Origin of the sequence: Enterobacter sp. 01-M-03-SI-ECC, assembly GCF_047530215.1 — a bacterium.
Lineage (GTDB): Bacteria > Pseudomonadota > Gammaproteobacteria > Enterobacterales > Enterobacteriaceae > Enterobacter > Enterobacter chengduensis.
On sequence record NZ_JBLKDA010000001.1, the window covers coordinates 57,099 to 77,348 of the forward strand.

The 20,250-nt window shown below is 57.3% G+C and carries 21 protein-coding genes; 9 read left to right on the forward strand and 12 right to left on the reverse strand.

What is annotated here, in order from left to right; all coding sequences use genetic code 11:
- Window positions 1-13: 13 nt before the first annotated feature.
- Complete coding sequence (locus tag ACMWKK_RS00265; protein ID WP_023293926.1) at window positions 14-268, reverse strand: GlsB/YeaQ/YmgE family stress response membrane protein; 255 nt, start codon at window positions 266-268, stop codon at window positions 14-16.
- Between the two features lie 208 nt (window positions 269-476).
- Between ACMWKK_RS00265 and ycgR the strand changes: the two genes are divergently transcribed.
- Complete coding sequence (ycgR, locus tag ACMWKK_RS00270; RefSeq protein WP_045326671.1) at window positions 477-1,208, forward strand: flagellar brake protein YcgR; 732 nt, start codon at window positions 477-479, stop codon at window positions 1,206-1,208.
- A 37-nt stretch (window positions 1,209-1,245) separates the two neighbouring features.
- Here ycgR and emtA read toward each other — a convergent pair whose 3' ends face one another.
- Entirely contained in the window at window positions 1,246-1,857 is a 612-nt protein-coding gene (gene emtA, locus ACMWKK_RS00275) for a membrane-bound lytic murein transglycosylase EmtA (RefSeq protein WP_024909815.1), read from the reverse strand.
- A gap of 107 nt (window positions 1,858-1,964) precedes the next feature.
- On the opposite strand from emtA, the gene ldcA reads away from it, so the two are divergent.
- A complete protein-coding gene (gene ldcA / locus ACMWKK_RS00280; RefSeq protein WP_112780848.1) occupies window positions 1,965-2,879 on the forward strand; it encodes a muramoyltetrapeptide carboxypeptidase in 915 nt (304 codons plus the stop codon).
- Between the two features lie 97 nt (window positions 2,880-2,976).
- Window positions 2,977-4,710: a potassium/proton antiporter gene (locus tag ACMWKK_RS00285; RefSeq protein WP_112780847.1), complete on the forward strand. Its 1,734-nt coding sequence runs from the start codon at window positions 2,977-2,979 to the stop codon at window positions 4,708-4,710.
- Window positions 4,711-4,804: 94 nt separating this feature from the next.
- Here ACMWKK_RS00285 and dadX read toward each other — a convergent pair whose 3' ends face one another.
- A complete protein-coding gene (dadX, locus tag ACMWKK_RS00290; RefSeq protein ID WP_112780846.1) occupies window positions 4,805-5,875 on the reverse strand; it encodes a catabolic alanine racemase DadX in 1,071 nt (356 codons plus the stop codon).
- A gap of 9 nt (window positions 5,876-5,884) precedes the next feature.
- Window positions 5,885-7,183, reverse strand: a complete 1,299-nt coding sequence (locus ACMWKK_RS00295) for a D-amino acid dehydrogenase (protein WP_112780845.1) — start codon at window positions 7,181-7,183, stop codon at window positions 5,885-5,887.
- Between the two features lie 321 nt (window positions 7,184-7,504).
- Between ACMWKK_RS00295 and ACMWKK_RS00300 the strand changes: the two genes are divergently transcribed.
- Window positions 7,505-9,037 carry a SpoVR family protein gene (locus ACMWKK_RS00300; protein WP_032641194.1) on the forward strand — a complete coding sequence of 511 codons (1,533 nt, stop codon included), beginning with the start codon at window positions 7,505-7,507 and terminating at the stop codon, window positions 9,035-9,037.
- Between the two features lie 116 nt (window positions 9,038-9,153).
- Here ACMWKK_RS00300 and fadR read toward each other — a convergent pair whose 3' ends face one another.
- Window positions 9,154-9,873, reverse strand: a complete 720-nt coding sequence (fadR, locus tag ACMWKK_RS00305) for a fatty acid metabolism transcriptional regulator FadR (protein WP_112780844.1) — start codon at window positions 9,871-9,873, stop codon at window positions 9,154-9,156.
- A gap of 201 nt (window positions 9,874-10,074) precedes the next feature.
- Here fadR and nhaB point away from each other — a divergent pair, with 201 nt between their 5' ends.
- Window positions 10,075-11,613, forward strand: coding sequence for a Na(+)/H(+) antiporter NhaB (nhaB, locus tag ACMWKK_RS00310; RefSeq protein WP_112780843.1), 1,539 nt, complete (start codon window positions 10,075-10,077; stop codon window positions 11,611-11,613).
- A gap of 46 nt (window positions 11,614-11,659) precedes the next feature.
- Window positions 11,660-12,190, forward strand: coding sequence for a disulfide bond formation protein DsbB (gene dsbB, locus ACMWKK_RS00315; protein WP_045326678.1), 531 nt, complete (start codon window positions 11,660-11,662; stop codon window positions 12,188-12,190).
- Between the two features lie 115 nt (window positions 12,191-12,305).
- Here dsbB and ACMWKK_RS00320 read toward each other — a convergent pair whose 3' ends face one another.
- The 3 genes from ACMWKK_RS00320 to ACMWKK_RS00330 form a co-directional block, all read right to left on the reverse strand.
- A complete protein-coding gene (locus ACMWKK_RS00320) occupies window positions 12,306-12,746 on the reverse strand; it encodes a YcgN family cysteine cluster protein (protein WP_032672443.1) in 441 nt (146 codons plus the stop codon).
- A 93-nt stretch (window positions 12,747-12,839) separates the two neighbouring features.
- A complete protein-coding gene (locus tag ACMWKK_RS00325; protein WP_045326679.1) occupies window positions 12,840-13,499 on the reverse strand; it encodes a fumarylacetoacetate hydrolase family protein in 660 nt (219 codons plus the stop codon).
- A 47-nt stretch (window positions 13,500-13,546) separates the two neighbouring features.
- On the reverse strand, window positions 13,547-13,822 hold the full coding sequence (locus ACMWKK_RS00330; RefSeq protein ID WP_032641206.1) for a YcgL domain-containing protein: 276 nt from the start codon (window positions 13,820-13,822) through the stop codon (window positions 13,547-13,549).
- 123 nt (window positions 13,823-13,945) lie between these two features.
- Here ACMWKK_RS00330 and minC point away from each other — a divergent pair, with 123 nt between their 5' ends.
- From minC to minE, 3 genes are read left to right on the forward strand one after another with little or no spacing between them, the layout of a single operon-like run.
- A complete protein-coding gene (minC, locus tag ACMWKK_RS00335) occupies window positions 13,946-14,653 on the forward strand; it encodes a septum site-determining protein MinC (protein ID WP_045326680.1) in 708 nt (235 codons plus the stop codon).
- Between the two features lie 23 nt (window positions 14,654-14,676).
- Window positions 14,677-15,489, forward strand: coding sequence for a septum site-determining protein MinD (gene minD, locus ACMWKK_RS00340; RefSeq protein ID WP_045326681.1), 813 nt, complete (start codon window positions 14,677-14,679; stop codon window positions 15,487-15,489).
- A gap of 3 nt (window positions 15,490-15,492) precedes the next feature.
- On the forward strand, window positions 15,493-15,762 hold the full coding sequence (gene minE, locus ACMWKK_RS00345; protein WP_008500504.1) for a cell division topological specificity factor MinE: 270 nt from the start codon (window positions 15,493-15,495) through the stop codon (window positions 15,760-15,762).
- A gap of 74 nt (window positions 15,763-15,836) precedes the next feature.
- Here minE and rnd read toward each other — a convergent pair whose 3' ends face one another.
- The 4 genes from rnd to tsaB all read right to left on the reverse strand — a co-directional run bounded on the left by rnd (window position 15,837) and on the right by tsaB (window position 20,239).
- The gene (gene rnd, locus ACMWKK_RS00350; protein WP_112780924.1) at window positions 15,837-16,964 is read right to left on the reverse strand and encodes a ribonuclease D; all 1,128 of its coding nucleotides are present in this window, start codon (window positions 16,962-16,964) and stop codon (window positions 15,837-15,839) included.
- Between the two features lie 71 nt (window positions 16,965-17,035).
- A complete protein-coding gene (gene fadD / locus ACMWKK_RS00355) occupies window positions 17,036-18,721 on the reverse strand; it encodes a long-chain-fatty-acid--CoA ligase FadD (protein WP_072265669.1) in 1,686 nt (561 codons plus the stop codon).
- 203 nt (window positions 18,722-18,924) lie between these two features.
- On the reverse strand, window positions 18,925-19,506 hold the full coding sequence (locus ACMWKK_RS00360; protein WP_045326684.1) for a Slp family lipoprotein: 582 nt from the start codon (window positions 19,504-19,506) through the stop codon (window positions 18,925-18,927).
- Between the two features lie 37 nt (window positions 19,507-19,543).
- Window positions 19,544-20,239, reverse strand: coding sequence for a tRNA (adenosine(37)-N6)-threonylcarbamoyltransferase complex dimerization subunit type 1 TsaB (gene tsaB, locus ACMWKK_RS00365; protein WP_112780842.1), 696 nt, complete (start codon window positions 20,237-20,239; stop codon window positions 19,544-19,546).
- Window positions 20,240-20,250: the final 11 nt, after the last annotated feature.

A 20,250-nucleotide genomic window follows, 5' to 3' on the forward strand; every position in this document is an offset into this window, starting at 1 on the left:
CGTTTATGTTAATTTATGCTCGTCGCAGTAACCTGAATACGCCCAGCACCACAATGGCACCCACGACAGCGACCAGAAAACTGTGCAGGTCGAAACCACTGATGTTGCCTCCGAAGCCAAACATTGTCGCCAGCCAGCCGCCCACAACTGCACCAACGACCCCGAGTACGCAGGTCAAAATAAAGCCGCCGCCATCGTTTCCCGGCATGATCAACTTCGCAATAGCGCCAGCAATAAGACCAAAGATAATCCAGGCGATGATACCCATAGCGATGCCCTCTTACAGGTTTAACGCGTGCGCAGAAAACCTTCTGCACAGCTAGCTTAAGTATAGGCGATCGCCGGAAAATCATTTTCTTCTCACCAACTTATCTTTGCGAAAACAGGCAAAAAAACTCACCGGTTTGTATTAAGTTTCATTGCGGAGTGCCGATAACGCTAAGACAGTCTGTCAATCTATCAAGGAGCCATCCGGCGTGAGTCATTACAGTGAGCAGTTCCTCAAGCAAAATCCGCTGGCTGTATTAGGGGTATTACGCGACCTGCAAAAAGGCGAAGTGCCGCTGCGCATCAGCTGGTCGAATAATCAGTTCATCAGCAAGATCCTCGACGCCTCGCAGGAGCGGCTGGTGATTGATTTAGGCAGCCAGGAGTATGAAAACCGCGCGGCGATGAGGGCGGAAAATATCGCAGTGATGGCCGAAACGCAGGGTGCTAAAGTGGAGTTTGTCCTGTCGCGACTGGAGCTGAGCGAATACCAGGGGCTTCCGGCCTTTGTGACCCCGCTTCCCACCAATCTCTGGTTTGTTCAACGCCGTGAATACTTTCGCATCAGCGCCCCGCTCCATCCCGCCTATTTTTGTAAGGCCAAAATGCCGGACAAAAAAGAGCTCCGCTTCCGCCTCTTCGATCTGTCGCTCGGCGGCATGGGCGCGCTGATGGATACGCCAAAACCCGACGGACTGGTAGAGGGCATGCGGTTTACGCAAATTGAACTGGATATGGGCGGCTGGGGTCGCTTTTATTTCGATGCACAGCTGATTGCCATCAGCGACCGCACCGTCGTGGACAGCAAAAACGAAACGATTACCACGCCGCGTCTGAGCTTCCGTTTCCTGAACGTCGGACCCGGTGCAGAGCGCGAGCTGCAGCGCATCATCTATTCTCTGGAGCGAGAGGCGCGGGAACGCGCGAATAAGGTCCTGTGAAGAAATCGGGCAGCGTGACCGCCGCCCGTCTGCGGCATTACATGGCATCCATCGCTTTCTGTACTTTCCAGATATAACGAGGTGCCTGCGGTGCCGGATGATTCTTCGCCACATGCTCAAAGAATTCGTCTTTGTCCATGCCGTTAATCTCTTCAATCGCCTCTTTGCGATCGGAGGAGAAGGTTCTGAGCAACGCGCCGGCACCGTTAACGTAAGAGACCACCAGCGCGTACTGCATCACCTCCGGATCCTTAATCCCCTTCAGCACGCCATGTTCCATGATGCTCAGATAGGCCGTACCCATGGAAATGTTGCGTTCCGGGTTCTTCAGCTCGCTGGTCGACGGCTGACCGCTCCAGCCCATATAACGGTAAACCTCTTTCCCCGCCGTTGACGCTTTAAGCTGCATCAGGCCCACCGCGTTGGACTTGCTGACGAGCGTGGGGTTACCGCCGGACTCCACCGCAATGATCGCCGTGATGAGGCGCGGACTGACGCCCCAGGCTTTCCCGGCTTGTTCACTGATCGGCATCCACTGCATGGCCCGTTTCACCGGCACTTCCGGGTTCCAGGGTGGGTTTTGATAATCATGTTTTGAACTACAGCCAGCAAGCAGCACAATCAAAAAAGCAAACCATCTCAATTTCACGTCATCTATCCTTATAGCCGGTCATCGCGGTGCGCCGCCTCTTGAAGCAGGCGGCGTATAAGCGGCATGATATAGACAATTAGTTTCTCATTCAGCAAGGAATTGCCATGTCTCAGTTTCATCTCATCGCGCCGTCGGGCTACTGCATCAACCAGGACGCGGCGCAGCGGGGCGTACAGCGTTTGCTGGAGTCGGGTCATCAGGTAGAAAATCAGACAATTATCCCCCGCCGCCAGCAGCGTTTTGCCGGTACCGACGCGCAGAGGCTGAATGATATCAATAGCCTGGTGAACCTGAAGGGCGAAAACCGGATTGTGCTGGCGGTGCGCGGCGGATATGGCGCGAGCCGACTGCTGGAGAGCATTGACTGGCAGGGGCTGGCGCAGCGCCAGCAGCAGGATCCGCTGCTGATATGCGGCCACAGCGATTTCACCGTCATCCAGCTTGGGCTGCTGGCCCTGCATAACGTTGTCACCTTCAGCGGTCCGATGCTAGCCGGTAACTTCGGCGCACCGGAGCTGGACGCGTTCACCGTGGAGCATTTCTGGCGCGCGCTGCGTAATCCAGCCTACAGCGTGGAGTGGCAAGGTAATGGACCGCACTGGGAATGTGAGGGGCAGCTTTGGGGCGGCAACCTGGCGATGCTGGTCTCGCTTATCGGCACGCCGTGGCTGCCGCACATCGAGAACGGCATTCTGGTACTGGAGGATATTAACGAGCACCCGTTCCGGGTCGAACGCATGCTGCTGCAGCTTTATCATGCCGGTATTCTTGAGCGCCAGTCCGCGATTGTGCTGGGCAGCTTCAGCGGCTCTGCGCCGAATGACTATGACGCGGGTTACACCCTTGAGACCATGGTCGACTTCGTCCGCTCTCGGTTGGATATTCCGGTCATTACCGGCCTGGACTTTGGCCATGAGCAGCAAACCGTGACCCTGGCGCTGGGGGCCCACGCTTCCCTGATCCACAATGACGCCGGCAGTCGGCTAACCATCAGCGGCCATCCTGTCATAAAGGCATAAAAAAGCCGTTATACCCCCTTAATAAAACGCTGTTTCCGTCGTTAATATGTTAGGGTTTTAGTAACAGCGTTAACATTGAGGTGGGAGTAAGAGAACATTGGATGCCGCAGCGATAATCAGCCTTTTCATTTTGGGTTCTGTCCTTGTAACCAGCAGTATTTTATTAAGTTCATTTTCATCGCGTCTCGGCATACCTATTCTTGTCATTTTCCTCGCCATCGGCATGCTGGCCGGCATCGATGGCATCGGCGGTATCCCATTCGATAACTACCCTTTCGCCTACATGGTGAGTAACCTTGCCCTGGCGGTGATCCTGCTTGACGGCGGGATGCGCACCCAGGCGAGCTCGTTCCGCGTGGCCCTGGGGCCCGCGCTGTCGCTCGCCACGGTCGGCGTGTTGATTACCTCAGGCCTCACCGGAATGATGGCCGCGTGGCTTTTCCACCTCAACATGATGGAAGGTCTGCTGATTGGCGCCATCGTAGGCTCAACCGATGCCGCCGCGGTGTTTTCCCTGCTAGGCGGAAAAGGGCTTAACGAACGCGTTGGCTCCACGCTTGAGATTGAATCCGGCAGTAACGATCCGATGGCGGTGTTTCTCACCATCACGCTGATTGAGATGATCCAGCAGCACGAGACGGGCCTGAGCTGGATGTTCGTCTGGCATATCCTGCAGCAGTTCGGGCTGGGGATTGTTATCGGCCTGGCGGGGGGATATCTGCTTCAGCAGATGATCAACCGCATCTCGCTGCCCGCGGGGCTTTACCCGCTGCTGGCGCTGAGCGGCGGCATTCTCATTTTTGCCGTCACCACCGCGCTGGACGGCAGCGGCATTCTCGCCGTCTATCTCTGCGGATTCCTGATGGGCAACCGCCCGATTCGTAACCGTCATGCCATTTTGCAGAACTTCGACGGCCTGGCGTGGCTGGCGCAGATCGGCATGTTCCTGGTGCTGGGGCTGCTGGTAACGCCATCGGACCTGCTGCCGATCGCCGTTCCGGCACTGCTGCTGTCCGCGTGGATGATCTTCTTCGCCCGACCGCTGTCGGTGTTTGCCGGGCTGCTGCCGTTTCGCGGGTTCAACCTGCGCGAGCGCGTCTTTATCAGCTGGGTGGGCCTGCGCGGCGCGGTGCCGATTATCCTGGCCGTCTTCCCGATGATGGCGGGTCTGGATAACGCGCGGCTGTTCTTTAACGTGGCGTTCTTCGTGGTGCTGATTTCGCTGCTGTTCCAGGGCACCTCCCTGGGGTGGGCGGCGAAAAAGGCGAAGGTGGTCGTGCCGCCGGTAGGGCTGCCCGTCTCGCGCGTGGGGCTGGATATTCACCCGGAAAACCCCTGGGAGCAGTTTGTTTACCAGCTCAGCGCGGACAAATGGTGCGTGGGCGCGTCGCTGCGCGATCTGCATATGCCTGCCGAAACGCGCATTGCCGCCCTGTTCCGCGACAATGTTCTGCTGCATCCGACCGGCAGCACGCGACTGCGCGAAGGGGATATTCTGTGCGTGATTGGTCGCGAGGCGGATCTTCCCGCGCTGGGCAAGCTGTTCAGCCAGTCGCCTCCGGTAGCGCTGGACCAGCGTTTCTTCGGCGATTTTATTCTGGAAGCCAGCGCCAGGTTTGCCGATGTGGCGCTGATTTACGGCCTGGATGAGGGTGCTGAAGACGGTGATAACCAGCAGACGCTGGGCGAAATCATCCAGCAGCGGCTGGGGGCTGCCCCGGTCGTGGGCGATCAGGTGGAGTTTGCCGGAATGATCTGGACCGTCGCCGAAAAAGAAGATAACGCGGTGCGGAAAGTCGGTTTAAGGCCGATGGAAGAGGACGCGGAGTAGCGGTTTTTTGCCGGGTGGCGGCTGCGCCTTACCCGGCCTACAAAATCCTCGAACGTAGGCCGGGTAAGCGTTAGCGCCACCCGGCGAACAAAGGTTACACCGTCACAACCGGCACTCTCGGCGCCAGGGCGCACATGAGTTCATACCCTACCGTGCCCGCCGCGGCCGCCACGTCATCAATTTTGATTTCATTACCCCACAGCTCGACCGGCGAACCGATGCCCGCCTGCGGGCAGGGCGTCAGGTCAACGGCCAGCATATCCATTGATACCGTGCCTACCGTTCCCGTGCGGACGCCATCTACCATGACCGGCGTACCGGTCGGCGCGATGCGCGGATAGCCGTCGGCATAGCCGCCCGCCACGATGCCAATACGCTGCTCGCCTTTCGCCCGGTAGCGGCTGCCGTAGCCCACCGCGTCACCGGCCTTCAGCGTCTGCACGCCGATGATTTCGCTGCGCAGGGTCATGACCGGCTTCAGGCCGCTGTTGGCGATATCCTGCCACTGGCCTGAGGGCGATGCCCCGTACAGAACGATCCCCGGACGCACCCAGTTATAGTGCGCTTCAGGATGCCACAGCGTCGCCGCCGAGTTCGACAGCGAGCGCGGGCAGTCCAGCCCCTCTGCCGCCTGCTCGATGCGGACCATGGCATCGACAATGCCGTCCGGTTTTTCCGCATCGGCAAAGTGCGCCATCAGCGTCATTTCGCCCACGTTCTTCAGGGCGCGCAGCTGCTGCCACACCGTATGCACCCGCTCAGGCTGGAAGCCCAGGCGGTTCATGCCGCTGTTGACCTTGAGGTAGATATCCAGCGGCGCGTGGAGCTTCGCATCCTGAATCGCCTTAATCTGCCAGTTGCTGTGAACGCTGGTGGTCAGGCGATACTTATCCAGCAGCGGCAAATCGTCCGCGTGGAAAAATCCTTCCAGCAGGAGTATAGGCCCTTTCCAGCCGCGCTCGCGCAGCAGAATGGCCTCTTCCAGATTCAGTAGCGCAAAGCCGTCGGTGGCGCTCAGCGCGCTCCAGATGCGGTCGATGCCGTGGCCATAGGCATTGGCTTTCACCACCGACCACACGCGTGCGCCAGGTGCCGCCCGGCGAACAATTTGCAGGTTATCCTTCAGGGCCTGCAGGTTTAGCTGGGCCAGAACGGGACGGGACATAACAACTCCTTAGCTATGCGCGCCGTGCAGGTGCTGTGGACGCGACGGCGTAAACCCCGATTGATAGCGCGCGACGCTTAAATCGTCAAACGGAATGGCCGGCGTGCGCCCGGAAATCAGGTCGCTCAGCAGCTGGCCGGATCCACAGGCCATCGTCCAGCCCAGCGTGCCGTGCCCGGTGTTGGTCCAGAGGTTTTTATACGGCGTGCGGCCGACAATCGGCGTGCCGTCCGGCGTCATTGGGCGCAGGCCGGTCCAGAACGTTGCCTGCTCAACAAAGCCGCCGCGCGGGAAGAGATCGCCCACCACCATCTCCAGCGTTTCACGCCGCGGCTGCAGCAGCTCGGTGTTGAAGCCGACAATCTCCGCCATGCCGCCAACGCGGATGCGGTTATCGAAGCGGGTAATGGCGATTTTGTACGTTTCATCGAGAATGGTCGAGACGGGCGCGCCGCTCTCCTCTTTCACCGGAATGGTCAGGGAGTAGCCCTTCAGCGGGTAGACGGGAATATCGAGAATGCCTTTCAGCATCGCGGTGGAGTACGAACCAAACGCCATGACGTAGGCATCGGCTTTGATCACTTCTTCACCACACTTCACGCCGTAAATTCTTTCCCCTTCCGACAGCAGCTTGTCAACAGCGGTGTTGAAGCGGAACTTCACACCCGCCTGCTCGCACATCTGCGCCAGGCGTTGCGTAAAGAGCTGGCAGTCGCCGGTTTCATCGTTAGGCAGGCGCAGACCGCCCGTCAGCTTATGCGCCACTTCCGCCAGCGCCGGTTCCACCTGGCCCAGCTGGCTGGCCTCCAGCAGCTGATACGGAACGCCGGCATCTTCCAGCACGGCGATATCGCGGGTGGCGTTTTCGTACTGTTGCTCGGTACGGAACAGCTGCAGCGTGCCGCCCTGGCGGCCTTCATACTCAATACCCGTCGACGCGCGCAGCGCTTTCAGACAGTCACGGCTGTATTCCGCCAGGCGCACCATGCGCCCTTTGTTCTCCATGTAGTGGCGAGTGTCGCAGTTGCGCAGCATCTGCCACATCCACTTCAGCTGGAACGGCGTGCCGTCAAGGCTGATGGCCAGCGGCGCGTGGCGCTGAAACATCCATTTAATCGCCTTCAGCGGAACGCCCGGCGCAGCCCACGGTGCCGCATAGCCGGGAGAGATTTGCCCGGCGTTCGCCGCGCTGGTTTCAAGCGCCGGACCGGATTCACGATCGATAACGGTGACGTCATGTCCCGCCTGGCTTAAATACCAGGCGCTGGTTACCCCAACGACACCACTTCCCAGTATGACAACACGCATAGCCACTCCATTATGTGCAAAAGAACAATCTTCTAATTACAGATTGATAACCTAGTTGAAAATATTATTCAACATACGACTTTTTTATGGTGACTTACCTCACACATCCCCCAGCATCAGGGGATAGGGCTAATTTGGGATCTCCTGCTGCGCGTTATTTTTAACCAGCATAATATGCTGAGACGTGCCGTTTTTTTGCCGTATCAAAAACGCGAAATCGCAAAGAAAAAATTTCTGCCCCAGCACGCTTTTTAACACGTTGATCTATGCTTGAAAGGAGGCTCTCCAGACAGAGAGAGCACCCACAACGAGGGCGCGCTAATGGCTACTATTGATTCCCTGAACAAGGACAACACACGTCTCAGCGATGGACCCGACTGGACCTTCGAGCTGCTGGATGTCTACCTTGCCGAAATCGACCGGGTCGCAAAACTCTATCGTCTGGATACCTATCCCCATCAGATTGAAGTCATTACGTCCGAACAGATGATGGATGCCTACTCCAGCGTCGGGATGCCGATTAACTACCCGCACTGGTCGTTTGGTAAAAAATTTATTGAAACGGAGCGGCTGTACAAGCACGGCCAGCAGGGGCTGGCGTATGAGATTGTGATTAACTCCAATCCGTGCATCGCCTATTTAATGGAGGAGAACACCATTACCATGCAGGCGCTGGTGATGGCGCACGCCTGCTACGGGCACAACTCCTTTTTCAAGAATAACTATCTGTTCCGCAGTTGGACGGATGCCAGCTCCATCGTCGATTACCTGATTTTCGCCCGTAAATACATTACCGACTGCGAAGAACGCTACGGCGTGGACGAAGTGGAAAAACTGCTCGATTCCTGCCACGCGCTGATGAACTACGGCGTGGACCGCTACAAACGCCCGCAGAAAATCTCCCTGCAGGAGGAGAAAGCCCGGCAGAAAAGCCGCGAAGAGTATCTGCAAAGCCAGGTGAACATGCTGTGGCGTACCCTGCCGAAGCGTGAGGAAGAAAAAACGATCGCTGAAGCCCGTCGCTATCCGTCCGAGCCGCAGGAAAACCTGCTCTACTTTATGGAGAAGAACGCCCCGCTGCTGGAGCCGTGGCAGCGTGAGATCCTGCGCATCGTGCGCAAGGTGAGCCAGTATTTTTACCCGCAAAAGCAGACGCAGGTGATGAACGAAGGCTGGGCGACCTTCTGGCACTACACCATCCTCAACCATCTGTACGACGAGGGAAAAGTAACCGAGCGGTTCATGATGGAGTTTCTTCACAGCCATACCAACGTGGTGTTCCAGCCGCCCTACAACAGCCCGTGGTACAGCGGAATCAACCCTTATGCCCTTGGCTTCGCCATGTTCCAGGACATTAAGCGCATCTGTCAGTCGCCGACGGAAGAAGACAGATACTGGTTCCCGGATATCGCCGGCTCCGACTGGCTGGAAACGCTGCACTTTGCGATGCGCGACTTCAAGGATGAGAGCTTCATCAGCCAGTTTATGTCGCCGAAGATCATGCGTGATTTCCGCTTCTTCACCGTGCTGGACGATGACCGCAACAACTTTCTGGAGATCTCCGCGATCCACAACGAGGAGGGCTACCGCGAGATCCGCTCTCGCCTCTCTTCCCAGTACAACCTGAGCAACCTTGAGCCGAATATTCAGGTGTGGAACGTCGATTTACGCGGCGACCGCTCCCTGACGCTGCGCTATATCCCGCACAATCGCGCGCCGCTGGATAAAGGACGTAAAGAGGTGCTCAAGCATGTTCATCGTCTGTGGGGCTTTGACGTGCAGCTGGAGCAGCAGAATGAAGACGGGAGCGTCGAGCTGCTGGAACGCTGCCCGGCGCGGTTGAATACGCTGTAGTGCGTTTTTTATGCCCGGTGGCGCTGCGCTTACCGGGCCTACAGGACCCGTAGGTCGGGTAAGGCGTAGCCGCCACCCGACGAAAAAAAACCTCTCATACGAGAGGTTTTTTTATTTCAGCGGCTCTGAATCGCCAAATCGCCCGGCAGCGTTTTCTGCATGCGGTGCCAGATTTCGCCGGAATCATGACCGTAGCGGCGCACCGTCTCATAAACCTGATCGTGCAGGCCTTCGGTACAGAGCTTGCTCAGCTTATGGTAGAAGCCCAGCGCCAGGCTACGCGCTTCAGGATTGGCAAAGTAGTGGCGGCCGATTCGTGTGTAAAGCCCCTTCATACCGTTGAGGATCAGGCCGTACACCGGGTTGCCTGAGGCAAACGCCAGGCCGCGAAACACGTTGTAATCGAGGGAGGCAAACGCGTCGGCGTGATCTTCCACCTCGTTCGCCGTGGCCAGCACCGCAAGGGCGTCTTCCGGATGCTGACGGAAAGCCGTACGAATGAAGATCGTCGCGATGTTGGTGCGCACGGAGAGCAGATTATCAATCAGCTGCGGCACGCTTTCGTGATCGAGGCGCGCCAGCGTTTCAAGAATATTCAGTCCGGACGTTTCCCAGAAGTTGTTCACTTTGGTGGGCTTGCCGTGCTGGATCGTCAACCAGCCATCGCGCGCCAGCCGCTGGAGCACTTCACGCAGCGTGGTGCGAGTGACGCCAATCAGTTCAGAGAGTTCGCGTTCAGCCGGAAGAATGGACCCCGCAGGGAAACGATTATTCCAGATGCTTTCAATGATGTACTCTTCCGCGAAACCCGCCGGGCTCTGCGCCTTAATGACCATAGTGAGATTTCCATTACACAGCTTTAGCAAATTGGACTCATCATACCAGAGGCGCGCAGTGGCAGGTAGCACGGCAAAGTGAGAAAAGAGGGATCGCCGTTTCATTTTTATGAAATTTACAATCGAGCCTTATCCGCCTGCTGGCCGTGATTTTTGCGTATACTGATGTTTTGTCTTACTTGACGGGGAAGGACGTCTGTCGTGGAAATTTCTTTTGGGCGCGCGCTGTGGCGCAATTTTTTAGGCCAGTCTCCGGACTGGTACAAACTTATTCTTCTGGTGTTCCTGGTCGTTAACCCCCTCCTCTTTAGCGTGAACCCGTTCATTGCCGGGTGGCTGCTGGTGGCGGAATTTATCTTCACCCTGGCGATGGCGCTAAAGTGTTATCCCCTGCTGCCGGGCGGACTGCTGGCGTTTGAAGCCGTGGTCATCGGTATGACGTCGGCAGAACACGTCAAAGCAGAGCTGGCCTCAAATCTTGAAGTGCTTCTGCTGCTGATGTTTATGGTGGCGGGCATCTACTTCATGAAACAGCTGCTGCTGTTTATCTTCACGCGTCTGCTGCTTAGCATACCGTCGAAAATGTTCCTCTCGCTGGCGTTCTGCCTTGCGGCCGCCTTTCTGTCGGCCTTCCTGGACGCGCTGACGGTCGTCGCGGTGGTGATCAGCGTCGCCGTCGGGTTTTACGGGATTTATCATCGCGTGGCCTCCTCTCGTCCGGGCGACGATCTCCAGGATGATAGCCACGTCGAGGCGCATAACCGTGACGTGCTGGAACAGTTCCGCGCGTTTCTGCGCAGCCTGATGATGCATGCCGGGGTCGGTACTGCCCTGGGCGGGGTGATGACCATGGTGGGCGAGCCGCAAAACCTGATCATCGCCAAAGCGGCGGGCTGGCACTTCGGTGAGTTCTTCCTGAGAATGGCGCCCGTGAGCGTACCGGTGCTTTTCTGCGGCCTGGCGACCTGTCTGCTGGTGGAGAAGTTTCGCCTCTTTGGCTACGGGGCGCAGCTTCCGGAGCCGGTGCGTCAGGAGCTGCATAAATTCGATCTGCAAAGCCGCAGCCAGCGGACGCGCCAGGAGACGCTGCGTCTGATTGCGCAGGGGATCATCGGCGTCTGGCTTATCGCGGCGCTGGCGTTTCATCTTGCCGAAGTGGGGCTGATTGGCCTGTCCGTCATTATTCTCGCCACCAGCTTTACCGGCGTGACGGACGAACATGCCATCGGCAAGGCGTTTACCGAAGCCCTGCCGTTTACCGCCCTGCTGGCGGTTTTCTTCGCGGTCGTGGCGGTGATTATCGACCAACACCTGTTCGCGCCGATTATTACCTTCGTATTACAGGCGTCACCGGACGCTCAGCTGTCGCTGTTTTATCTGTTTAACGGCCTGCTCTCGTCTATCTCCGATAACGTCTTTGTCGGGACGGTCTACATCAACGAGGCCAAAGCGGCCATGGAGCAAGGCATCATCAGCGCCGGACAGTTTGAGCTGCTGGCGGTGGCGATCAATACCGGCACCAACCTGCCGTCGGTGGCGACGCCAAACGGCCAGGCCGCCTTCCTGTTTCTGCTGACCTCCGCCCTCGCGCCGCTCATACGACTTTCTTATGGCAGGATGGTGTGGATGGCGCTGCCCTACACGCTGGTGCTCACGCTCGTGGGATTGCTTTGCGTCAAAATTACCCTCATTCCGTGTACGCAATGGCTGATACAAGCGGGTATACTTGCGGCGCACTAAAATTCGTTTACACTGCGCTTTCTAAGCATGTTCCAGGGAAATGATTATGTTGAGATTTTTAAACCAGTGCTCCCGCGGTCGCGGAGCGTGGTTGTTGATGGCCCTGACCGCCTTTGCGCTGGAAATGGTCGCGCTGTGGTTCCAGCATGTCATGGGGCTGAAACCCTGCGTGCTGTGTATCTACGAGCGCTGCGCCCTGTTCGGCATTATGGGTGCAGGCCTGGTCGGCGCAATTGCGCCAACATCGCCGCTGCGCTATGCGGGGATAGCTATCTGGCTGTACAGCGCCTGGAAGGGCATTGAGCTCTCCTGGCAGCACACCATGATGCAGCTGCACCCTTCGCCGTTCATGACCTGTGATTTCGCCGCCCGCTTCCCGAGCTGGCTGCCGCTGGACAAATGGCTGCCGCAGGTGTTTGTTGCCTCCGGTGACTGCTCCGTTCGCCAGTGGGAATTCCTGACCCTGGAGATGCCGCAGTGGCTGGTGGGGATTTTTGTCGCCTACTTCGTGGTGGCGCTGCTGGTGCTGATTGCCCAGCCGTTCAAGCCGAAGAAACGCGATCTTTTCGGGCGCTAATTTGCCCGGCGGCGCTTCGCTTGCGCGGGCCTACGGTTTTGTAGGTCGGGTAAGCGCAGCGCCACCCGACACAACAGCGCACAATAAAAAACCCGCCTCGGCGGGTTTTTTATTCTCAACGGGTCGGGTGGTTCATGATGTGATCTTCCCAGTCCCGCACCTCGGACTCTTTCACCGCAATGTGGCGCACGGAAATGCGCTCGCCGTGCATCGCCGCTTTCGACCCCGTCAGCAGCGGGTGCCAGGCCGGTAAGTCTTTCCCTTCGGCCAGCAGGCGATACGCGCAGGTATGCGGCAGCCATTCAAACGTCGGCAGATTCTCACGGGTTAACTTGATGCAGTCCGGCTCAAACTCAAAGCGGCGCTCATAGTTGCGGCACTGGCAGGTTTTAATGTTGAGCTGCTTGCAGGCCACGTTGGTGAAGTAGATTTCGTCCGTGTCTTCATCCATCAGCTTGTGCAGGCAGCACTGCCCGCAGCCGTCGCATAAGGATTCCCATTCCGCGTCAGTCATGTCGTCGAGAGTTTTGCTTTGCCAGAAAGGGATGTCGTTCATCAGGATGTCCACACGTCAAAAGAAAGCGCACCTTATAACGAGTCTGGCACGTCGTTGCAAGTTTTGCCGCCCTTTTCAGGCGGCAAGAGGAGGTTACAGCACGCGGGTTTTCAGCGACAGGCCGTTAAAACCGACCTCAAGTTCATCACCGCTCACGAGCGGGCCAACGCCTTCCGGCGTCCCGGTCAGGATCACATCGCCTGGTTTCAGGGTAAAGAAACGGCTCATGTAGGCGATCAGGGGCACAATTTTGTGGATCATGTCTGCCGTGCTGCCCTGCTGGCGGATCTCGCCGTTGATCTTCAGGCTGAGCGGCGTGTTCTGCGGATCGCCGGTAAATTCGCTCACCGGCACAAACGCCGAAATCGGGCAGGAATTATCAAACCCTTTGGCTTTTTCCCACGGCTGACCGGCTTTCTTCATTTTGCCCTGCACGTCACGCAGGGTCAGATCCAGCGCCACGCCGTAGCCGGCAATCGCTTTCTGGACATGTTCTTCGGAGGCCTGACGCAGCGTCGCGCCGATCAGCACGGCGAGCTCAACTTCGTGATGCACCGAGCCCAGCCCCTGCGGCAGCGCCAGCGGCTGGCGGATATCGCAAAGCGCCGTTTCAGGCTTAATGAACAGGACCGGCTCTTCTGGCGTCGCGCTGCCCATTTCCTGAATATGTTTTGCATAGTTGCTGCCCACGCAAACCACTTTACTAGCGGGATAATCCAGTAATGCACCTTGCCAGTTATGATGTTGATACATGGTCGACCCCTAAACGGTTGATGTGTTGTGCTCAAAAACAGCTGAGACTATTTTTTACCGTTCGCCTCAAGATGCTGTTTTAATAAATTCTCGGGCGGCGGCGGAAGCTGTAAATAATAGCCCTGCTCGGCTAAGGCCGTTTTCACTTTATCCAGATCGGCATTAATCAGTTTCTTACGACCGTCCAGCGGCAGCAGCATCGCCAGCTGTGGTCGGCCAAAGCTCTTCATTAATTCTTCAGGCACGCGTGAAAAATCGTCTTTCTTTTCGACATAAAGATAGGTCTGGTCACGGCTTGTACTTCTGTAGATCACACAAAACATGTTTTTACTCTGAATTAATGGGTGGTTGCTTGCCTCAATATACTCCTGACTATAACATGCCTGATACTCTTCGGAATATCGCAGCGAATGGTTGCGGTTAATAGCAAATTGAGTAAGGCCAGGATGTCAAACACGCCCATCGAGCTTAAAGGCAGTAGCTTCACCTTATCAGTGGTACATTTGCATGATGCAAAACCCGAGGTTATTCGTCAGGCGTTAGAAGACAAAATCGCCCAGGCTCCCGCCTTTCTGAAGCACGCCCCCGTTGTCATCAACGTCAGCGGTCTTGAGGCGCCGGTTAACTGGAAACTTCTCCAGCAGGCCGTCTCTTCCACGGGACTGCGTATTGTCGGCATCAGCGGCTGCAAAGATACCGAGCTGAAAGCAGAAATTGACCGTGCGGGGCTGCCGCTTCTGAATGAGGGCAAAGAAAAAGCCCCGCGTGCGGCCCCCGTTGCCGTCCAGACGCCCCCTCCTGCGGTGCAAAACGTTACAAACATCACAAAAACGCGAATGATTGATGTGCCGGTTCGTTCCGGTCAGCGCATTTATGCACCAAACTGTGATCTGATTGTTACAAGCCACGTCAGTGCTGGCGCTGAGCTGATTGCAGATGGCAATATTCACGTATACGGTATGATGCGTGGACGTGCGCTCGCAGGGGCAAGTGGCGACAGAGATGCGCAAATATTTTGTACTCACCTGACGGCGGAACTGGTGTCCATCGCAGGTGAATATTGGCTGAGCGACAAGATCCCAGCCGAATTTTATGGCAAAGCGGCTCGCCTGCTGCTGGCAGACGACGCGTTGACCGTTCAACCGTTGAATTGATCCCTTTTTAACAAGGAATTTCTATGGCACGCATTATTGTTGTTACTTCGGGTAAAGGAGGCGTTGGCAAGACCACCTCCAGCGCGGCCATCGCTACAGGTTTGGCCCAGAAGGGAAAGAAAACCATCGTTATCGACTTCGATATCGGTCTGCGTAACCTCGACCTCATCATGGGATGTGAGCGTCGCGTCGTGTATGACTTCGTGAACGTCATTCAGGGCGATGCCACGCTGAACCAGGCGATGATTAAAGACAAGCGCACCGAGAACCTCTACATTCTTCCGGCCTCTCAGACGCGTGACAAAGACGCCCTGACCCGTGAAGGGGTGGAAAAGGTGCTCGACGATCTGAAAAAAATGGATTTCGACTTCATTGTCTGCGACTCCCCTGCCGGCATCGAAACCGGTGCCCTGATGGCGCTCTATTTCGCTGATGAAGCCATCATCACCACCAACCCTGAAGTTTCATCCGTGCGCGACTCAGACCGTATTCTGGGCATCCTCGCCTCTAAATCCCGTCGTGCGGAAAATGGCGAAGAACCGATCAAAGAACACCTGCTGCTCACCCGCTACAATCCGGGCCGCGTGAACAAAGGTGACATGCTGAGCATGGAAGACGTGCTGGAGATCCTGCGCATTAAGCTGGTGGGCGTTATCCCGGAAGACCAGTCCGTGCTGCGCGCCTCTAACCAGGGCGAGCCAGTGATCCTTGATACAATGGCAGATGCAGGTAAAGCTTACGCCGATACCGTTGACCGTCTGCTGGGAGAAGAACGTCCTTTCCGCTTCATCGAAGAAGAGAAGAAAGGTTTCCTCAAACGCCTGTTCGGAGGATAAGTTATGGCATTACTGGACTTTTTTCTCTCGCGGAAAAAGAACACCGCCAACATCGCAAAAGAACGTCTGCAAATCATCGTTGCGGAGCGTCGTCGTAGCGACGCCGAGCCTCACTACCTGCCGCAACTGCGTAAGGACATCCTGGAAGTGATCTGCAAATATGTGCAGATTGACCCGGAGATGGTCACGGTGCAGCTGGAACAAAAAGACGGGGATATTTCGATTCTGGAGCTGAACGTAACGCTCCCGGAAGCGGAAGAGTCGCGTCCGTAAGGTTGTGAGTTCGTAGCCCCGGTAAGCGCAGCGCCGCCGGGGGAATATGCCGGGTATAACGCCCGGCATATTTTTTATCGCGGATAACCTTCCAGCAGCGTATTCAGGCGATCGGCCATCAATTTTCCGCGCCATCCCGCCAGCATTTCCGGCACGCCACTCTGCGGCTTCAGCTTCCAGTGTCCGTTCAGCAGCTGGTTAATCTGACGACGTGAGGCGAGCAGCTCCGCGCTCAGTTTGCTTTCCGCGGCAACGTCCTGCACCAGCGCCTTGATATCCTTAAACGCTTTGCGATAGCCCGGCATATCCATCAGGTTCAGCAGCGGTTCCGGCAGCGCCTCTTCCGGCAACGCCTGCGCTTTCGCGACCAGCGCCAGCAGGGTTTTGCCGTGGAAGCGGATCTCGCTGCCCGAAAGCCCAATGCTGTCCAGCTCGCCCAGGCTGCCCGGCATATAGCGGGCGACCGCCCAGAGGTGTTCTTCGCGAACCACAAAGTTAACCGCCAGATCGCGCTCGCGCGCTTTACGCAAGCGCCAGTCTGCCAGCAGCTGCAGGCACGCCAGCTGGCGCGTACGCAGCTGCCAGGCGTTGCTGATGTCGCGCCAGGCCTCTTTTGGGTCAACCACTTCCTGACGGCGCTGCTGGGTCATACGACACTCGTCGAGCGCCGCAGGCAGCCATCCGGAGGCTTCCGCCTCTTTCATCAGCTGTCCGGCAATCGGCAGCAGGTAAAACACGTCTGCCGCCGCATACTCCAGCTGACGCGCGGTTAGCGGGCGCGCCAGCCAGTCGGTACGGGATTCGCTTTTATCCAGCGCCAGGCCCGTGTACTCCTCCACCATGGCGGCAAAGCCCCACGAAAGCGGACGACCGCTGAAGGCCGCGAGGATCTGCGTATCGATCAGCGGCTGGGGCATGATGCCAAAGGTGTTCAGAAAGACTTCCAGATCTTCACTGCCCGCGTGCAGGTATTTCGTCACGGCGGTATCGAGCAGCAGCTCACGCATCGGCGTCCAGTCGGTAATGCCGAGCGGGTCGATCAGCGACACGTGTTTACCGTCGTACATCTGAATCAACCCCAGCTGCGGATAGTACGTCCGGGTACGGACAAACTCGGTATCCAGGGCAATGGCAGGAAAGTCGCGCGTCACTTCGCACAGCGAAGCCAGCTCGTCGTTGGTGGTGATCATCTGGTAATTCAAAACGGGTTCTCTTTTGTTTGCGCCCATAAAAAACGCCGGCTTAACCGGCGTCGGGGCGATTAGCGTGAAGCTCAGGCCTTATTGTCTACTTTGCCACGGGCTTCGTCACGTAATTCTCGTCGTAATATCTTTCCGACGTTGGATTTCGGCAGCTCATCGCGGAATTCAACCAGCTTCGGCACCTTGTAGCCCGTCAGCTGACGACGGCAGAACGTTACCAGCTCCTCCTCCGTCAGAGAAGCGTCTTTCTTGACCACAAATATCTTGACCGCTTCGCCGCTGCTGCCGGAAGGCACGCCTACGGCCGCCACTTCGAGCACGCCGCTGTGCTGCATAACCACGTCTTCGATCTCATTCGGATAGACGTTGAAGCCGGAGACCAGGATCATGTCTTTCTTGCGATCGACGATGCGCAGGAAGCCCTCGTCATCCATTACCGCAATATCGCCGGTGTGCAGCCAGCCGTCTTTGATGATTTCGTCGGTCGCATCGGGACGCTGCCAGTAGCCCAGCATCACCTGTGGACCTTTGACGCACAGCTCGCCCGGCTCGCCCGGCGCAACTTCATTATCGTTATCATCGACCAGCTTAGCCTCTGTAGAAGGCACCGGCAGACCAATGCTCCCGCTGTGATAGTCGATGTCATGCGGGTTAACGCTGACCAGCGGCGCGCATTCCGTCAGGCCGTAGCCTTCCAGCAGATACTGACCGGTGAGCTTCACCCAGCGCTCGGCGACCGCCTGCTGGACCGGCATACCGCCGCCCGCAGAGAGATGCAGCGTGGAGAAGTCCAGCTGCTGAAACTCTTTATTATTCAGCAGCGCGTTAAACAGGGTGTTTACCCCGGTCATGGCGGTGAACGGATATTTCGCCAGCTCTTTCACCAGCCCCGGGATATCGCGCGGGTTGGTAATGAGGACGTTTTGACCGCCCAGCTCGATAAACAGCAGGCAGTTCATGGTGAGGGCGAAAATGTGGTATAGCGGTAGCGCGGTGATCACCAGCTCTTTTCCCGGATGCAGCAGCGGCCCGTAGGTCGCGTTAACCTGCTCAAGATTCGCCAGCATGTTGCGGTGGGTCAGCATCGCCCCTTTCGCCACGCCGGTGGTGCCGCCGGTATACTGCAGGAAGGCGAGATCGTCTGACACCACTTCCGGCTTGACGTACTGCATGCGGTAGCCCGCGTGCAGCGCGCGGCGGAAGGAGATCGCGTCCGGCAGGTGGTATTTGGGCACCAGACGCTTGACGTATTTGACGACAAAGTTAACCAGCGTGCCCTTGGCGGTGGAAAGCTGGTCCCCCATGCGGGTCAGGATGACGTGTTTGACCTGGGTTTTGTCGACCACTTTTTCCAGCGTATGGGCAAAGTTGGACACAATGACGATCGCGGCCGCACCGCTGTCGTTCAGCTGGTGCTCCAGCTCGCGCGGGGTGTACAGCGGGTTGACGTTGACGACAATCATCCCGGCTCGCAGGATGCCGAACAGCGCCACCGGGTATTGCAGCAGGTTAGGCATCATCAGCGCGACGCGGTCCCCTTTTTGCAGCCCCAGCCCCTCTTGCAGATACGCCGCAAACGCCCGGCTACGCTCCTCAAGCTTACGGAACGTCATCACCTCGCCCATATTCACAAATGCGGGCTGGTCCGCGTAGCGCCGTACCGAGTGTTCAAATAACTCCACCAGGGATTGATAACGGTCAGGATTGATCTCAGCAGGAACATCTGCGGGATAACGGTTAAGCCAAACCTTCTTCAATGCATCACCTCTGAAATGAGTGTTCGTCGTCATCACAACCCCGATAATAAACAGTTTGTTAACATTATATTAACTCAGCGTACCAGTTTATTAATTGTTCAGATTTAAGGTTGCGAAGCGCGTCACTCTTTTTTTTCGTTTTATCCGTAAAAAAACAGAGACAGCGGCTGAGCCGCTGTCTCTTTTCTAACAATAACAGTAAGTTACTCAGTTACGATCGTCTGAACCTGTGCCGGGCCCGGGTTATACCATCCCCAGCCCGGGTAGCCGTAACGATAAGGGTGTGGACCCCACATCCACGGATCGATCGGCTGAGGCGGCATGATCACCTGCTGTGCCAGTCGCCAGCGCTTATACCCGGTGACCTGCATGGTCATAAATTTATACGGCGAGCTGCCGATTTTGCCCTGCACGGTGCCGGTAATCGGTCCCACGACGGTGACCAGCTGTCCGCGAAAATCGACCGGGTCGAGGAAGCCACTGACGTCCGCATAAATACGCCCCAGGGAGGCCTCGCCCAGGACAGGCCGCGCGCCGCTGTCCAGCGGTACGGTCGCAATCTCCAGGCGGGTTTTCCCCTGCTGGTTTTGCACATCGATCACCTTACCGCCAAAGCGCGCTTCCTGGCCGACGTACAGCTCAGGCGCATTCATCACCCGGACCAGATCGTCCTGTGGCGTCGGGCTGCTGCCCTTAATCGCATCAGGAACGGAAACGCATCCGCTCAGTGCTATGGCAAACGCGCCTGCCATAATAAGGCGTACTACTTTAGTCTGACCCGCCATGATGCGACTCCTTTTTCTCAGTTCCTGTTACTGAGATTCACTCGCGGCCCGGAAGTTTCTTCCAGGCGACGGTGTTTCGCAAATAAACCGGCTCCGCGTGTTCAACGGCGACGGTTTTTCCTGCTGCGAGCAGCTGACAGGCAATAGGAAGCATATCTTCCGCAGCCGGGAGAAGCATGTTGCCGTCCACCAGCGTCACCCCGGTGTTATTTGCCATTTCAGGCCACGCCGGCCAGCCGGTACCGACGGTTGCCCACTCACCGGAGAGCTGCTGCAGTCGTTCAGTGACCGCTTCCGGCTTAAGCACGGCTTCCGTCTCTTCACCATGCCACACGCCCTGCGCGTCGCGGGTATATTCGGCCCAGTACACTTCACCCATGCGGGCATCAATCGCGGCCAGCACGCGGGTTGCCCCGGTCATGCGCCACGCGCCCTGCGCCATGGTGGCAAGGGTAGAGACGCCGATCATCGGCAGTTCGGCGCCCAGCGCCAGCCCCTGGGCAATGCCAATCCCGATACGTACGCCCGTAAAGCTGCCGGGGCCACGGCCAAAGGCCAGCGCGTCGAGATCGGTTAAGGAGGTGTTGCCCTGGGTTAAAATGGCTTTTACCAGGGGCAGAATGCGTTGGGTGTGTTCCCGTGGGCACTCTTCGAAATGGGCAGAAACAGCACCGTCGTTCAACAGAGCGACAGAGCAAGCCTCTGTCGCGGTATCAATAGCCAGAATTCGCATCAGTCGTCGCG

Coding starts and splice junctions, on each gene's coding strand:
- dadX (WP_112780846.1), bottom strand. CDS start 5,875: ATGTCCCGTCCCGTTCTGGCCCAGCTAAACCTGCAGGCCCTGAAGGAT.
- tsaB (WP_112780842.1), bottom strand. CDS start 20,239: ATGCGAATTCTGGCTATTGATACCGCGACAGAGGCTTGCTCTGTCGCT.
- ACMWKK_RS00320 (WP_032672443.1), bottom strand. CDS start 12,746: ATGAACGACATCCCTTTCTGGCAAAGCAAAACTCTCGACGACATGACT.
- minD (WP_045326681.1), top strand. CDS start 14,677: ATGGCACGCATTATTGTTGTTACTTCGGGTAAAGGAGGCGTTGGCAAG.
- ACMWKK_RS00330 (WP_032641206.1), bottom strand. CDS start 13,822: ATGTTTTGTGTGATCTACAGAAGTACAAGCCGTGACCAGACCTATCTT.
- minC (WP_045326680.1), top strand. CDS start 13,946: ATGTCAAACACGCCCATCGAGCTTAAAGGCAGTAGCTTCACCTTATCA.
- ACMWKK_RS00300 (WP_032641194.1), top strand. CDS start 7,505: ATGGCTACTATTGATTCCCTGAACAAGGACAACACACGTCTCAGCGAT.
- ACMWKK_RS00295 (WP_112780845.1), bottom strand. CDS start 7,183: ATGCGTGTTGTCATACTGGGAAGTGGTGTCGTTGGGGTAACCAGCGCC.
- ldcA (WP_112780848.1), top strand. CDS start 1,965: ATGTCTCAGTTTCATCTCATCGCGCCGTCGGGCTACTGCATCAACCAG.
- dsbB (WP_045326678.1), top strand. CDS start 11,660: ATGTTGAGATTTTTAAACCAGTGCTCCCGCGGTCGCGGAGCGTGGTTG.
- fadR (WP_112780844.1), bottom strand. CDS start 9,873: ATGGTCATTAAGGCGCAGAGCCCGGCGGGTTTCGCGGAAGAGTACATC.
- ACMWKK_RS00265 (WP_023293926.1), bottom strand. CDS start 268: ATGGGTATCATCGCCTGGATTATCTTTGGTCTTATTGCTGGCGCTATT.
- ACMWKK_RS00360 (WP_045326684.1), bottom strand. CDS start 19,506: ATGGCGGGTCAGACTAAAGTAGTACGCCTTATTATGGCAGGCGCGTTT.
- ACMWKK_RS00325 (WP_045326679.1), bottom strand. CDS start 13,499: ATGTATCAACATCATAACTGGCAAGGTGCATTACTGGATTATCCCGCT.
- minE (WP_008500504.1), top strand. CDS start 15,493: ATGGCATTACTGGACTTTTTTCTCTCGCGGAAAAAGAACACCGCCAAC.